12 protein-coding genes are annotated in these 15201 nt (G+C 59.3%); 3 read left to right on the forward strand and 9 right to left on the reverse strand.

From position 1 onward, the window contains the following. Positions 1 to 26 precede the first annotated feature (26 nt). Positions 27 to 1187, forward strand: a complete 1161-nt coding sequence (locus ASC85_RS16725; protein ID WP_057450539.1) for an AAA family ATPase — start codon at positions 27 to 29, stop codon at positions 1185 to 1187. 332 nt (positions 1188 to 1519) lie between these two features. On the opposite strand, the gene ASC85_RS16730 is transcribed toward ASC85_RS16725, so the two are convergent. The 6 genes from ASC85_RS16730 to ASC85_RS16755 all read right to left on the reverse strand — a co-directional run bounded on the left by ASC85_RS16730 (position 1520) and on the right by ASC85_RS16755 (position 10374). Next, positions 1520 to 2302, reverse strand: coding sequence for a MetQ/NlpA family ABC transporter substrate-binding protein (locus ASC85_RS16730; protein WP_057450540.1), 783 nt, complete (start codon positions 2300 to 2302; stop codon positions 1520 to 1522). Positions 2303 to 2481: 179 nt separating this feature from the next. Further along, positions 2482 to 7227 (reverse strand): RHS repeat domain-containing protein, encoded by a 4746-nt coding sequence (locus tag ASC85_RS16735; protein WP_057450606.1) that lies wholly within the window; start codon positions 7225 to 7227, stop codon positions 2482 to 2484. 28 nt (positions 7228 to 7255) lie between these two features. Continuing rightward, positions 7256 to 8215, reverse strand: coding sequence for a hypothetical protein (locus tag ASC85_RS16740; RefSeq protein ID WP_057450541.1), 960 nt, complete (start codon positions 8213 to 8215; stop codon positions 7256 to 7258). Positions 8216 to 8451: 236 nt separating this feature from the next. Next, entirely contained in the window at positions 8452 to 9375 is a 924-nt protein-coding gene (locus ASC85_RS16745) for a sigma 54-interacting transcriptional regulator (RefSeq protein ID WP_057450542.1), read from the reverse strand. 47 nt (positions 9376 to 9422) lie between these two features. Next, positions 9423 to 10004 carry an alpha/beta hydrolase gene (locus ASC85_RS16750; protein WP_057450543.1) on the reverse strand — a complete coding sequence of 194 codons (582 nt, stop codon included), beginning with the start codon at positions 10002 to 10004 and terminating at the stop codon, positions 9423 to 9425. A 124-nt stretch (positions 10005 to 10128) separates the two neighbouring features. After that, on the reverse strand, positions 10129 to 10374 hold the full coding sequence (locus tag ASC85_RS16755) for a DUF2789 domain-containing protein (RefSeq protein WP_057450544.1): 246 nt from the start codon (positions 10372 to 10374) through the stop codon (positions 10129 to 10131). Between the two features lie 147 nt (positions 10375 to 10521). On the opposite strand from ASC85_RS16755, the gene ASC85_RS16760 reads away from it, so the two are divergent. Both ASC85_RS16760 and ASC85_RS16765 read left to right on the forward strand, forming a co-directional pair. Further along, a complete protein-coding gene (locus ASC85_RS16760; protein ID WP_057450545.1) occupies positions 10522 to 11046 on the forward strand; it encodes an NfeD family protein in 525 nt (174 codons plus the stop codon). Position 11047: 1 nt separating this feature from the next. Next, positions 11048 to 11809: a slipin family protein gene (locus ASC85_RS16765; protein ID WP_003196596.1), complete on the forward strand. Its 762-nt coding sequence runs from the start codon at positions 11048 to 11050 to the stop codon at positions 11807 to 11809. 120 nt (positions 11810 to 11929) lie between these two features. On the opposite strand, the gene ASC85_RS16770 is transcribed toward ASC85_RS16765, so the two are convergent. Genes ASC85_RS16770 through ASC85_RS16780 form a run of 3 tightly spaced genes read right to left on the reverse strand, consistent with a single transcriptional unit; the run spans position 11930 to position 15183 of the window. Continuing rightward, positions 11930 to 12883 carry an aspartyl beta-hydroxylase gene (locus tag ASC85_RS16770; RefSeq protein WP_057450546.1) on the reverse strand — a complete coding sequence of 318 codons (954 nt, stop codon included), beginning with the start codon at positions 12881 to 12883 and terminating at the stop codon, positions 11930 to 11932. Further along, entirely contained in the window at positions 12871 to 13656 is a 786-nt protein-coding gene (locus ASC85_RS16775) for an aspartyl/asparaginyl beta-hydroxylase domain-containing protein (RefSeq protein ID WP_057450547.1), read from the reverse strand. Before ASC85_RS16775 ends, ASC85_RS16770 begins: the two co-directional genes overlap by 13 nt. Before the next feature lie 12 nt (positions 13657 to 13668). After that, entirely contained in the window at positions 13669 to 15183 is a 1515-nt protein-coding gene (locus tag ASC85_RS16780; protein ID WP_057450548.1) for a TolC family protein, read from the reverse strand. Positions 15184 to 15201: the final 18 nt, after the last annotated feature.

Here is a 15201-nt window from a genome sequence, read left to right on the forward strand (position 1 = left end):
ACACTCAAGTAGCAGGGAGTCTGCTCATGCTCAAGACCCTGGCGGTAGCCAACTACCGATCGATCAATAAATTGGTCATCCCCCTGGGCCGGCTGAACCTGATCACCGGTCCCAACGGCAGCGGCAAGTCCAATCTGTACCGCGCCCTGCGCCTGTTGGCAGAGACGGCCCAGGGCGGGGTGGTCAACGCCCTGGCCCGCGAAGGCGGACTGGACTCGACCTTCTGGGCCGGGCCGGAAGAAATCAGCCGGCGCATGCGTAACGGCGAGGTGCCGGTCCAGGCGGTTGTGCGCCAGGGCACCAAGCGCCTGCGCCTGGGCTTCGCCGGTGAAGACTTCAGCTATTCGATCGCCCTGGGCTTGCCGGAACCCAGTCTTTCAGCGTTTTCACTGGACCCTGAAATCAAGCGCGAATGCATCTGGGCCGGCCCGGTGTTTCGGCCGGCCAGCCTGCTGGTGGACCGCAACGGGCCGATGATCCGAGCCCGCGAAAGTCGTTCCTGGGATGTGCTGGCCCAGCACACGCCGACCTTCGACAGCCTGTTCGACCAGGTCGGCAGCCTGCGCACTTCGCCGGAGGTCTTGCAGATGCGCGAGTTCATTCGTCGCTGGCGCTTCTACGATCATTTTCGCAGCGATGCCGACGCCCCGGTGCGCCAACCGCAACTGGGCACCCGCACGCCGGTGCTGCACCACGACGGACGCGACCTCGCCGCCGCGCTGCAGACGATCCTTGAAATCGGTGACGTCGAGGCCTTGCATGCCGCCATCGGCGACGCGTTCCCCGGTGCCCACCTGCACATCGAGAAACTGCAAGGCGGACGTTTCGCCATCGCGTTCCAGCAGCATGGCCTGCTGCGCCCGCTATCCGCCGCCGAACTGTCGGACGGGACCCTGCGCTATCTGTTGCTGGTGGCCGCCCTGCTCACACCACGACCGCCCTCGCTGATGGTGCTCAACGAACCGGAAACCAGCCTGCACCCCGATCTGTTGCCGGCCTTGGCGCGACTGATCATCCGGGCGTCAGTCAATTGCCAGGTCTGGGTGGTGTCCCACGCCACGCGCCTGATCGCCGCCCTGGAGCAGGATGAGGGTTGCAATTGCATCGTGCTGGAAAAGGAGCTTGGGCAGACCGGGATTGTCGGGCAGCGGGTGTTGGATGAGCCGGCGTGGCATTGGCCGGATTAATCAGCGCCTGATAAACCGAATCGCGAGCAAGCTCGCTCCCACACCCCGAATTTGCCGCAAAGGACAAAGACGACTACTTTTCTTTTCGCCGAAAGACGGATTGTTTTGAAGTACCCCTCCAAGGGAGCACTGTTTTTCACCCGGCCGAACCATCACAAGGAAGAGAACATGGCTGACGTAAAAGTGCCGCAGCGACTGGAACCGCAGGAAATGGTGAAATTATTGATGGCGTTGCGCCGGGCGTTGAAGAGCGGGGTGGCCTGAGGGAACGATCACGCCGACGCTGTATCAGCCGTCGGCGTTTGAAACAATGAAAGGGTTTGCCGCGCGAATCAGAACGCCGGCAGTACCGCACCGCTGTATTTCTTCTCGATGAACGCCTTCACTTCAGGGCTGGTCAGGGCCTTGGCCAGTTTCTGGATGGCCGGGCTGTCCTTGTTGTCCGGACGGGCCACCAGGAAGTTGACGTAAGGCGAATCCGCACCTTCGATCACCAGTGCATCCTTGGCCGGGTTAAGACCCGCTTCCAGGGCATAGTTGGTGTTGATCAGGTCCAGGTCGACCTGGTCCAGCACGCGCGGCAGCATGGCCGATTCCAGTTCCTTGAACTTGAAGTTGTGCGGGTTCTTGGCGATGTCTTTCGGGGTCGCCAACGCGTTTTTCGGGTCTTTCAACTCGATCAGACCAGCCTTCTGCAGCAGGATCAGCGCACGGCCGCTGTTGCTGCCTTCGTTAGGCAGCGCAATGGTTGCGCCGTTTGGCAGATCAGCCAATTTTTTGTACTTCTTCGAGTAGCCGCCGAACGGTTCGACGTGAACGCCGATCACGGTCACCAGATGGGTGCCTTTGCCTTCGTTGAAGTTCGTCAGGTACGGCAGGGTCTGGAAGTAGTTGGCGTCCAGGCGCTTCTGATCCACCTGCACGTTGGGTTGGACGTAGTCGGTGAAGACCTTGATTTCCAGGTCCACGCCTTCCTTGGCCAGGGTTGGCTTGATCAGCTCGAGGATTTCAGCGTGGGGCACCGGCGTGGCCGCCACGACCAGTTTTTCCGCGGCCTGGGCCAGGCCCGAGGTCAGGGCTGCCGCCAATGCGGTGAACAACAGAACCTTTTTCATGCAGTGTCCTTATCGAATATCACTGTCGTCATGGACGACAGCCAACGTGGGAGTGCCAGCGAAGTGCTATCGCTGGCGTGATGGGGAAGATACCGATATTTTTTATACCCTAACAATATTTTTTATCGACATTCATATATCAATATTGCATATACAAAAAACAAACGGACGTACCTTCGTCATGCAAATCGGATGTCAGAGCCTCGCTTCCTGACTTCACCGTAAATATCTTCGGGGGCTTCAGCTCGCTCGTGATTGCTGAACCATTCGTCCGCCTGTCGAAGATATCCTTTGGCCTTTTCAATGTATTTTTCTCTCTCGATTGTATAAGTGACGCCTTTAACCGGGTAATTGGCGTAGCCGACTACATCCTTGGCCGTCAGCACATTTGCGAGATCGTCTTGCAGGCCGATGAAGTTGCGCTGGCCTTCCCGAACCAAAGGGCTCGCGGCCTTGGAGTAGCTGCCAGCACGTGTCGCGCGCACATTGCTGCGACCCAGCGTCACCACGTCACCGAGCGAATCAACGGTTTTGCGCAGGGCGAGCGATGTCCCCCTTCCCAGCAATTTGCCGGCCAGGGCAGCCCCGCCGGAGACGGCGCCCAAGGCAAGGCTGGTGTAGCTCAGGATTTGAGCGGCAACGGCGTCCGGAGCGGCCTCTTCCAACACCACCGAAGCAATCGATACCGCGCCTCCCACCACCTCCAGCGTCAAGGCCGCCGCAGCCGAAAACGACACCCCTACCAATGGCGCGGATGCGCCAAGTGTCGCAATGGTGAATGCAACAGAGGCTATCGCGAAAGCAGCAGTAAGGCCGATCTTGATCCAGCCCCAGGTAGAAATATGACCGGTCGGATCGCTGAGATTGATCGGGTCTGCGAGGCAATAGGCATAGGGGTTCAGGCCACCGCCATCAAAAGGACTCCAACTGTCGGGCCTATGAAATCGCATCAGTACCGGATCGTAGGCCCGATAGCCATTGCCAAGCAGGTAGCAGCCAGTGACCGGATCCAGCGGTTCGCCGCCGAAACCGAACAGGCTACCCAACCCGTCTCCCCCCGGGCGTTGGCCGTAAGGCGAATAGGCGTGATGGCGATTGTCGCCGCCAGAAAGCGCTTGCAGGACATTGCCGCAGCCGTCGGTTCTGAATAACGCCGTCTCTTGCCCCTCCAACAACGCCAGCAACTGTCGTTCTTCGCGAACGATGCTGCGACTGCCCTTTTCTGTTACCTCGCTGGATAACTGCTCCTCTCGGTAGAACCGGCGACACGGCTCCTGCCCCGTCAACTCAACGGCATGAAGCCGGTCCGAAGCATCGTACCGATAGCGCGCCAATGTCGACCTTGAGTCAGCCGAACTCACCCGCTCCAGGCGGCCCAATTCATCGTAGGTCAACTGGCGACCCCATGAGTCGTTGAGCAAGTTGCCGTCGTCGTCATATCGGAAGGTCGAATTGGCGGACACATAATCGGGATGACTGTGGATAACAGCGCTCAGTTGCGTTTTGTCAGCCAGGTCATATCGGTACGTGGCGGTGTTCTCGCCGCCCGCGAAACGCGTGACGACCCGCCGGATATTATCGAGATAGTCATAGGTGTAATCCTGTGAAGCGATGATTTTGCCCTGTACGTCCACGGGCGCTTGCGGGCCTTGACAGGCGTAACGGGTCAAGCGGCCCCGCAAATCATAGGCAAACGTCTCGACACGCAGCACCCCGTTTGACTTGAGCGTACGCCGGCTGAGCTTATCCCCCGGGCCGAACGACTGGGCCACCTCGACGACGTCATTGGCCGAGGAGGCGGAACGTCGAAGGATTTCGCGGCCAAACTCGTCGTATACCAGATCGGTGACCATCGAAAGGCCTGATCGAGGATCGGTGACGGTGATGCACTTGACGTGCCCTTGGGCGTCGTATGCATAGGTGGCGGTGATGCGCTCTTGAGCGGAGGCGGCGACCGGGCCTTGTGTGACTCCCGACAGGCGTCCCGTTTGATCATAAAGACAGATGCGGGCCATGCCGTTGACATCCTTATGGCCAATCGGCTTGCCCATCAATGAATAGGTTTGCTCACTATCGAACCGGTCAAGCGCGGTGACCCAGGATTCTCGACTGAGCCGGCCTGAAGGACCATATTCCATACGCCGCTGCACCAACGAATTGGCCGATTCCTGAAGCAAGCCGGTGTGCGGATCAAACCGATGCTTCGTGGCGACGGATGCCTGGCTGCCGGAGCGGCTGGTGATGCAATCATCGAGCATTGGATCAAGTGTGAACCGCAGCTCTTTCCCGGCGGGAGTGCGCTTGTGCGAAGCGTTCCTGCTGGAACCCGCGTAGCTCATCCGTTCGCTGCGACCGCCGCTTTGATTGTCGGTAATGCGCATCAAGCCATCGTAGGCACGAGTTCCCAGTACATAGCCGTTCGCGCTGATTTGCGTGGGGTGGTCAGCCTGACTTTGCGGCGCGTACTTTTTCTCGATGACAGTACCGTCCGGTAGCGTCGTACTCAGCACCCGGCCAGCCAAATCGTATGTGTAGCGGGTAACCGCACCGTCGGAAGCGATTTGCCTGATACACCGTCCCAAGCCATCGTATTCATAGACAGTAACCTCCCGCACAACGCCTGACAGATCCATACGTTCGACGCGCGCCGGTTTATCCAGAGCGTTAATGAATGTACGGGTCTTGCCGCCACCATCCGTCCAGTGGGTACGAGTGCGTGCCACAGGGTCGAACTCATCATGAGCGATCACTTGCCCACGACGATTGGTACGGTTCTGCTGCCCCCACTGGTCGTAGTCGTAAAGCGTTTCCAGCGTTTTCGGCTCGCCGTTGAACCAGTCGATTTGTTTATCCGACTGCAGGCGACCGAGGCCGTCGTATCGGGCCTCATAAACGACCCGCATTGGCGCGCCGGGCATATCGACGTCCTGTTTCTCGACGTTCAGGGTGCGACCCAGTCCGTCGCTGCGGGTCACTGTCAGGCCGCCGCGGGCGCCCTTGACGGTGACGGTGACATGACCGCCGGGCATGGTGGCCGACTGATAGATGAACTCACGCGACGCAGAGTGGCCGGTGTCGGGCATCACCGTTTCACGGGTCAACTGCCCCAGCGAATCGTATTCCATGCTGACCGCGCAGCCACCGGCCTCACTGGTCTTGATCAACCATCCGCACACGTCATGCCAGTCCTGTCGTAGATGGCTCAGTCCTTGGGCGCTAAAGGTCTGGTCGGTGCGAACGTTATCGTTTTCATGCTGGTAGGCGTAACGATATTCGCTCCGCACGCCACCTACCGTTTCAACTTTGCTCTGCAACCGCCCATGAAAGGCGTCTTTAACGTTGTTGATGTATTTCAACCGACAGTCCACCCGTGGCTCGCTGACGCCCTCTTCGTAGAGCGTTTCACTGGCGAGCCGAACACAGGGACGGCCAGCAAGCAGTGAGGGCGATTGGCTATAGGTGTAATGAACGACGGTGGTAGGTGCGGCGGCGAAATCAGGCGAAGGGTGTATCGACTTGCGCTTGAGGAAACAAGGCACGCCTATGGGGCTGGGTGGACAATCCACGCATCCTTGCGCCGGGAAGTACTCATAAATCTCCCGGGCACCGCATGGACTGGTTTTTTCCAACAGATTTCCATGCTCGTCATAAGAAGTCCGGGTGGTCTCCGTCCGGACGTTGCTGCGCCCCATATCCTCAGTCGCGCGGGTGTTGAAAAAAAAGCTGTCATGCACGGCGCGTTGCATCTGGAACTGTGGTGGCTGATTCCTGAAAGCCTCATTGGGCATATCGTGATATTGGATCTCCCGCAGTTGCATCGTGCTGCCGCAGATCGTCCTTTGTGAAATCATCGAATGGAAGCGGTTGTAGGTACGAATAATTCGTGAGTATTCGCGTCGACCGTTTCTATCAAGAATCCACTGAATCTGAGTGCAGGAGTATTGATAATCGCTACTGACGCTATAAAGCACATCACGCTCAGCGGACCAGCGAAAACCTGAAGCATTGCCAAGGAAGTTTCTAGCCGAATACTGGTATGTATTGATAATCGCCGGCTGGCCTCCGCCGGGAGACATGATCGATTGGGTGACGTACGGCATGTCGGGGACTGGTGCACCGTCGGGTAGCCTATGCCCCTGATTCTTGTACGCGAGACTTTCCTGGGCACCGTTTGGCTGATGAACTTCGCTCATCACCAAGAAGCCATTGATCGGGGAATAGCCAAAGTTCCAACTCAACTCGGTATTTTCAGCGGTAACCAGCGTGATGCCCTGGAGCTCTCCAAGCCGTAGCGCAAGCAGGTACTGAAGCCTCTTGGAGGGAATATCCGGCCACACGGTAATTGACGGTGGCTCCGGGCTGTTCGGGGCATAGTCGATATGCAAGACACGTCGACGCTGATGATGGACCGTCGCCAACTGTCGCGTTCCGGACAGGAGATGATACTGGTAGAGCGTTTCCTTGCCATCGGGCCAATACTCGCGCTCCAGCAGCCACTCGTTATAGGTCGCGCTGGGGCGTGAAAGAATTTCAATCCTGCCATCGATGTGCTCAATGAGCATTTCATTGTCTTGTATCGTGACGAGTAGGTTATCGAGCTTCTTATCAAGGAAAGTTACCTGGCCACCGCTGATAAATAGCTGATAGGTCTCTCCGTTCGTCAATGTCAATTTACGTCGACGTTGATCGTAGCTGCAGGTACGAAGAGACCAGCCGGTTCCGAGCCCCAGATTCCTATCATTGAAGCAATCGTATGAAAGGGTCAGTGAGACCTTCGGGCCGCCGGCTGCCTCAGCCGGCACCGCGTCCAGCGCCACACTGCAGCTGTAGGTACCGGTACGGGGGTCCACACCCGAACGGACAAAACTATCAAACTTGAAGGCAGCCGAAGTTAACTGCCCGGAAGGAGAGATTGAGTTACTCATGGGATCATCCTTGAAAACGTGTTTTTTTTTATCGATGAACCCGGACCAAAAGCGGATCATCGGTTAGCTCCAAGCGCAGTTGGTGAGGATTCCCATACATATCTTGAAATTCCATAAGCGTGTTGGATACAGGGTCTCGGACCCACACATCCCCCCCGGGTTTGCCGTAGGCAAGTACCAAAGCAACCTGCCCTTCTTCGCTGCGACTCCTTCCCAACGCATCAGGTCGCTCCCACCTCGGCGCCCCGCCTGTTCGCATATACCTGCCATTGCCATAGCCAACCAGGTAATAACCTGTGTATCGGCGATCCGAGCTTCCTATCCGCGGATGAGTGCCGATATTGAAGCCCGTTACGAACTCAATTCGCTGCTGATCAATGATCAGTTCCAAGACAAAAACCTCGACCTTTTCAATGTCACGCGAGGTGGAGGCGTAGGGGGTCGAAGTGCGATTGAGCGAATACTGTTCCGCCCGATAAACCGCCACAGGAAGCGAATACAATTGAAGAGATGCCAGTTCGGTTTTCGTATCAAACTGGAACATCTCGCCGTCCGCCCGCGTTATTCGCGGCCGCACTCTAATAGGTGCATACGAAGTGCTGCTGACATAAAAGTCCACTACATAAACGAACGGTCCCGGCGGTACCGAACCAGGCACAGGGCCGTTGTGAGGCAGTTCGCGAAATTGACTATCTTGGAACTCCATGTACTCCCATACATGGGTACCCTCCGGGCCGTATCTGTTTTTTTTGGACAAAGGCAACCCACTCGATGCATCGACCAAAACGATGGAGTCAAGTTCGGACTGGGTCAGGGGAACTCTCCTATGAAACGCATCTGCCACCGCGACAACTACCCTGACCTTCAGCTGTTGATAGCCATTCCCATATAATCGGTTACCACCCGACACTGAAAAAATCTTGAACTCTTGCAACTCGAACCATGCAGGAGCATTTGCCACGACAGACGCATCATTTTCAAACTGCATTTAAAACCTCGACATTTAGTTAATGAATTCGCAAGTCAAAACTGCTTGCGCCATTCAATTAACGGCCACAGAACCTCCGTAAATCAAGCGGACAAATCAAACATATTATTTATATTAAAATATATAACTTAACGACTGGCATAACAGTATCAAGGCAATACTTTTAATACTCACATAACAAATCGCCCCGACGGCAAAGCCGTCGGGGCTAAATAAAATCGGCGCACATGGACAAATCAGAGCTCAGCAAACCACTCTTTCAACTGCTCCAGTTGCTGATGATTGCCGGACCTGACCAACGTTAGAGCCATCTGCTTTACCACCGCCAAAGGTTCCGTCAGGGCTGGCAAGTTGAGATGTTCTGGCAAGATGTAATCCCCAGTGCTCACCAACAACGCAAAATGAATGACATTCTCCAGTTCGCGGGTATTGCCCGGCCAACTGTGCTGTTCCAGTGCGAGTTGCGCCGCTTCACTGATCAGCGGCACTGTCAGGCCCAGGCGTTGGCTGTAGATGCCCAGGAAATACTCGGCCAATGACAGGATATCGCCCACTCTCTCACGCAGGGCGGGCAATTCGAGCCGGCCTTCACTCAGGTAGTGATAGAGCCGCTCATGGAACTTCCCGGCGGCCACTGCTTGCGCCAGGTCGATACTGGTGGCCGCAACCAGGCGGACATCCACCGGACTGGGCTGATGCGCGCCGACACGGGTGACTTCGTGGTTCTCCAGGGCCGCCAGCAACTTGATCTGGATCGGCAGCGGCAAATCGCCGATTTCGTCCAGGTAAAGGGTGCCGCCGTTGGCCGAACCGAACCAACCGGCCCGGCTGCCGGCCGAACCACTGTAGCTGCCGACGGCATAGCCGAACAGTTCGGCGTCGGCGTAGGTCGGGCTGATAGCGCCGCAGTTGACCGACACAAACAATCCGCCGCGATCGCTTTCGCGATGGATATGTCGGGCCAGCAGTTCCTTGCCGCTACCGGTTTCGCCGCGTATCAGCACCGAAATCGCACGGGGTGCCAGTTGCTCCAATTCCTGGCGCAACTGCCGTGAACGGGGGTCGACGAACACCAGCGCCTTGGCGCGAATGCTCAGGGGGCTTTTTTCCGCATCGGGAAAGGTCAGCAAGGGCTGACCGAAGGTTTCATGCAAACTCATGGCAGGCTCCCGCCCCAGGCCGCCGGGAGACGGGGGGCGCTAAAAAGTCAGGCGCGACGCAGGGCGTGATGCTCCATGCGGTTTTGCAGACGATAGAGATAAGCGAAACCCTGCTCCCAGCGCTGGTGGCCGGACTTCACGTTGATATGCCCCGCCCCCGCCAGGATCCCGGCCTCGGCTCCCCAATTGCGCGCCAGTTCCAGGGCACGTGGGGCACTCACGGCGGCGTCGTTGTCGGAGCTGACCACTTGGCTTGGGAACGGCAACAGATCAGTGGGAATCGGTGCGAAGTTACGCAGCGCCGGGACACAGGCCGGCCGCTCGACATCCGCCGGTGCCACCAGCAGCGCCCCACGCACCTGGCGCAGGAACTGCACCGGCGCAGTGGCAGCCCAATGGGCCACCGTGATGCAACCCAGGCTATGGGCAATCAGGATCACTGGCGTGCTGTCGGCGGCCACGGCCTCGGCCAGCGCCGCGACCCAGTCTTCACGCCGGGGCGTGACCCAGTCGGCCTGCTCGACCCGGGCGCTGTTGGGCAGGCTGTTCTGCCAATGGGTTTGCCAATGATTTTCCGGCGATCCTTGCCAGCCCGGCACAATCAGGTAGCGAATCGATTCGTTGCGCATGGGTGCTCTCCTGCGTGTCTGTTCCCGGACGAGTATAGGGAGGAGAGCTATATTATTTAAGGAATAAGAAGCTATTTGTTAATTCCTCAAAGGAATAACAAATCAACTCTGTGGATCTTGTGCATCACTCGCTACGCCCCTTGCGCAACAACACATCCAACTGGTCGATCACTTCCGCCCAGTCCGCATCCTCGAGGATCTCGTCGCGCAGCATTTGCCGCTGGCCTTCATTCCAGAAAAACGCATCAGCCAAGTGAAGTTCAGGCTTGAGAGGCGAATGGGCCGCGATGAATTTGTCGATATCAACGGCGTCATCAGACAGGCCCAATTGTTTGAACAGCGCGGGCAGGCTGTGGATCGGGGATTCCATACGAGGCTCCTGAGCATAAGAGAGGTGGTGGGTTCTTTCCCGCAGTCTAGCCCTGAATGACCACCAGACTGATCAAAATTCAATCAACCCACGACTCGACTAGACTTTGAATAAACATCCCGACGAATACACGTTGCGGAGGATCCCGTGAACATTCACTGGTTGACGGTTGCACTGCTGGCGATCAGCGGGCCTGCGTTCGGCGCCGATGGCCTCGTGCTGCCAGGCACCGATCCCCTGGGTTTCTGGCTGGTTGCCGTTGGCGTGGCCTTGCTGGTCTTCGAGGCGGCCCTGCCCAATTATGGCGTCGCGGGGCTGGGTGGCATTGTCCTGTGTGTGATTGGCGCGGTCATCCTGACAAACACCGATGTACCGGCTCCGCTGATGCTCGGCCTGGGCCTGGTCAGTGCCGTGCTGCTGATCGTCCTGTTGGTCCGTGCGTTGAAAACACGACCACGCCGACCTTTCAGCGGCGATGCCGCGCTGTTGGGCAGTGTCACGACGGTGACCGCGTTGCAGGCCGGCAATCATCATCATGGCTGGGTCCAGTTGGAAGGCGAACGCTGGCAGGTGGCAAGCGCGACGCCGCTGCGGTCTGGCCAAGCGGTGCGTGTCATCACCCGCAAGGGCTTGCTGCTGGAAGTGGCCCCCGCTGATTCGCAAGGAGTCTGAGATGGGTATGCAAATCGGTTTTACGATGCTGTTGTTGCTGTTGATCGCGTTGGCAGCTTCGACATTCCGGATCCTGCGTGAATACGAACGGGCGGTGGTGTTCCAGCTCGGTCGGTTCTGGCAGGTCAAGGGGCCGGGGTTGATCCTGCTGATCCCAGTGGTTCAGCAGATGATCCGCGTCGACCTGCGCACCATTGTCCTCGATGTACCGCCCCAGGACGTGATTACCCGGGACAACGTCTCGGTGAAAGTCAACGCGGTGCTGTATTTCCGTGTGCTCGATCCGCAGAAAGCCATCATCCAGGTCGAAAACTTCCTCATGGCCACCAGCCAACTGGCCCAGACCACCTTGCGCGCGGTCCTCGGCAAGCATGACCTGGACCAACTGCTGGCCGAGCGCGAGCAATTGAATGGTGATATCCAGCAAGTGCTCGACGCCCAGACCGATGCCTGGGGCATCAAGGTGGCGAACGTCGAGATCAAGCACGTGGACCTCAACGAATCGATGATCCGCGCCATCGCCCGCCAAGCCGAAGCCGAGCGGGAACGCCGGGCCAAGGTGATCCACGCCGAAGGCGAGCTGCAAGCCTCGGAAAAGCTCATGCAGGCCGCCGAAATGCTCGGCCGCCAGCCGGGCGCCATGCAGCTGCGCTATATGCAGACGCTGGGCTCGATTGCCGGGGATAAAAGCTCCACCATCGTCTTCCCCTTGCCGATTGAATTGCTCAAGGGGATGGCGGAGTTGTCGCCCAACAAGGCTTGATGCATTGCCCACTGTGGGAGCAAGGCTTGCCCGCGATGGCGGCGATGCGGTCTTTCAGAAATCGAGGCGCCTGTTTCGCGAGCAAGCTTTGCTCCCACAGTGGGGAAGTGCGGCGTTTCGCTAGAACCCCTCGCCATAGCGCAATGTTTCGAGAGCTTCATAGGGCCCCTGCGCCCAGCGCATGACCCGCTCACGCAACAACGCCGAAGCCTCCCGGCGCTTGTCCTCGCTGTCGCCTACAAACGCTTGCGCCGGCTGCTTGGCATGCTGCCCGACCGCTGCGAACACTTGCCCACATTGCTCATCATCGAGCCGAAAAAGCGCCGCCAGCCTGCCCGTCATCGCCTCGGGCAGTTCGGTGTAGTTGACCGCCATTGCACCAAATACCTGACAGTGTTCCAAACCCGTCGCCAACAACCGCCCCACCCGGCGCGTGATGAAATCTTCCGCGCTGCCGAACGGCAATCCATCGTCCAGGACCGTCGCCCCGATCATCCCCGGCACCATGTGCATGCCGGGACGCCGCAGGTGGGAAACGGCGATTTCCAAGGGGTCGCGGTACAGGAACAGCCAAGGCGTGTCGGGAAAACACTCTCGCAACAGCGCCAGTTCACCGATGTTCCAGGCGTCGAGCTTGACCACCAGCCGTTGCTCCACGCCTCGGCGGCGCTGCCCATAGGCCGACATCAAGCCCTTGAGCGCCACGCACCGCTCGGGCGACGGCAGATCACTGCGCAGCAACGTATCCAGGGGCGGTGGTTCCGAGATGACGATGTGATCGTCCAATTGGGCAAGCATCTGGCTGATCAAGGTCGAGCCGCAACGAGAGGCATGGAAAATGAACGCACTGGGCGCCAGGCCCGGGCTTTGTCGTTGCCACTGACCGAGCACGTCCAAGGGTGTCTGGCGGCGGAACGCCTGGTTGAAGGGCAAGCGCAGGGCGTCTTCCACGGCGTCGCCGAAGAATGGCTGCGACAGTCGCGCGTCGCCGAACCAGCACCAATCGACCCGCCACTGCCCGGCCTCTTGCCATACGCGGATCGGCAACCAGCCATGCAGATTCAGGTCTTCCATTGGTCTCTCCACTGCTGGCGACCGGTACGCATCGCAGCCCGCACCTCCTCCCGGGTGAAATGAAGCCCTTGTTCGGCCCCCAGCGTCAGGGCGGAGTCAATGAAAGCTTCCGGCTCATGCAGGTTCTGCAAGGTTCGGGCGAGATGAGGATCCGTTTCTACACGCTGCCGAAAAAGGGCAAAGTCGCTTGGCCCGACACCCGCGGCGGGTGTGGTGGGCAGCCCATCGGCAATCTGCTGTGCCAGCCACGGCCCGGAACGACAATCGAGCACCAGGTGAACCCGCGAATGAGCGCTACGATTCACAACCCGATGAGGCCGCGCCAGGTCGAGGAACCAGCACTCGCCCGCCGTCATCGGAATGATTTGCCCATCCAGGAAGAAGTCCACGCCAGGCGAGCTGAGCAGCGGCACGTGCAGGCGCAGGTCGGCGTCCGGCCCGTCCAGGTCATAGTCACGATGTTCATGGATGCACCCGCCGGGCCCGAGCCGCAGGAGCCGGGCCGAGACGATCTCCAGGGGCCAGTCGCGCAACGCCTCATGCCAGCGGCCATCCGTTGACCAAGGCGCGCGCTGCAAGGGCTGGCCGCGCCCCGGCGACAATTCGGTGACGGCATCGGACGCCGAGATCAGCGCCACACCGCTCCAGTCGCCGCTGTAATAGGCCCTGTTGAAATGCCCCTGCCAGCGCTCGTCTTCAATGGCGGCCAGTGCCTGCAACAGCAACGGCAGGTTCACCGCCACCGGTAGCCGGGAAAACGCCGGGCGCGTCATGCCAGCGCCCGGTTATTGAGTCACCGTGGCCGTCGTCGGCACCGTGATGTCGCCTTGGGCCCAGGCCGCTTCACGGTTAGCCAGCGCCGTGGCAATCGACTGGACTGCGGTCGATTGCACCTCGTTTGGCAGCGGGTCGAGGCCGGCGCTGGCAAAGATCTGCCCGTAGGCGTTGCGCAGGTCGGCGTAGGCCAGGTCCCGGCGCAGGTCGGCCTGCAGGGTGTTCAGTTCACCCTGGATCAGGTCCAGCTCGCCAATGCCGGCAGCCTCATGACGGTTACGCAGTTGACCGACAATCTGCCCGTCGATGTCCGACAGTTGCTGGCTGGTCTTGAACTGGCGCAGCGCTTCGCGATAGTTGGCATTGGCCACGTACAACTGTGCCAACACGGCAATCGACATCGCCTGGCGCCGCGCCGACGCCACTTCTTCACCGGCCTTGGCCACGTCGATGGCCGCCGGCGCGGAAATCACGTTGAACAGGTTCCAGGTGACTTTCACGCCATAGTCGGCCCAGCCCTGTTCCACCAGGAACGAGTTGCTGTCGTAATGCCCGCCGGCGGAAAACTCCAGCCCCGGCAGCAGGCGCAGCATCGCCTTGCGGGTTTCGGCGGCGGTGATGCGGGTCTGGTAATCCTGCTCGCGCAGTTCCGGACGGCTGGCCAGGGCTTCCTGTTCGAGACGGGCCAGGTCGATCTTGAGTTCCGGGATGGCGTATTCATCCTGGGTCGCCAGGGTCAGCTCGGTGCCCAAGGGCAAGTTGATCAGGGTCGCCAGTTCGGTCTTGGCCAGGGACAGCGCCCGACGTTGCTCTTCGAGCTGGCGGGTGGCCTGGATCAGCGAGCGCTGGTAGCCCAGGGCCTGCACCGGGTCGCCAATGCGCTGTTCGCTCATGCTCTGGCTATTGTCCCGCGCCGTCTCGACCCGGGCCATCAGGCTGTCGATCTGCTTGAGCAAACGCTCGGCGGCCATGGCACGCCAGTAGGCCGAACGCACGTCCTGGACGATGGTGTTGATCACCTTGCGCCGGCGCTCCTGCACGATCAGGCGCTGGTCCCCAGCCTGCTTGGCGCTGATGTAGCTGACGCCGAAATCGAGCACGTTCCAGACCATGGTCAGGTCCGCCACCTCGCGGTCGCGGTCCTGGGAAGTCGACGGTTCCAGGGACTGGGTACCGGTTTCCACACTCTGGCTGCTGGAGGCGTTGACGTTGTTGCGGCCCACATAACCGGCGTCCAGGGCCATGCGCGGCAGCATGTCGAAACTGGCCAGGTCCAACTGACGCTTGGCCAGGGCTTCCTCCATGATCTTCAAGCGGCCTTCGAGGTTGTACTTCACCGCCCGGGCCATGGCCTGGTGCAGGGTCAGCGGGCCGCTGAGCGGCTCCTGATCCTTGTACATATTCTGCAGGTCGGTTCGAGCGCGCTGCTCGCTGACGCTACGCTCGATCGGATCGCTGGTGACCGCACAACCACTCACCACCAACGCCAGCAAACTCATACCGAATAACTTCTGACTTCTATTCATTCCCTGGATTGCCCCTGG

The sequence above is a fragment of the Pseudomonas sp. Root401 genome, from assembly GCF_001425105.1.
GTDB lineage: Bacteria > Pseudomonadota > Gammaproteobacteria > Pseudomonadales > Pseudomonadaceae > Aquipseudomonas > Aquipseudomonas brassicacearum.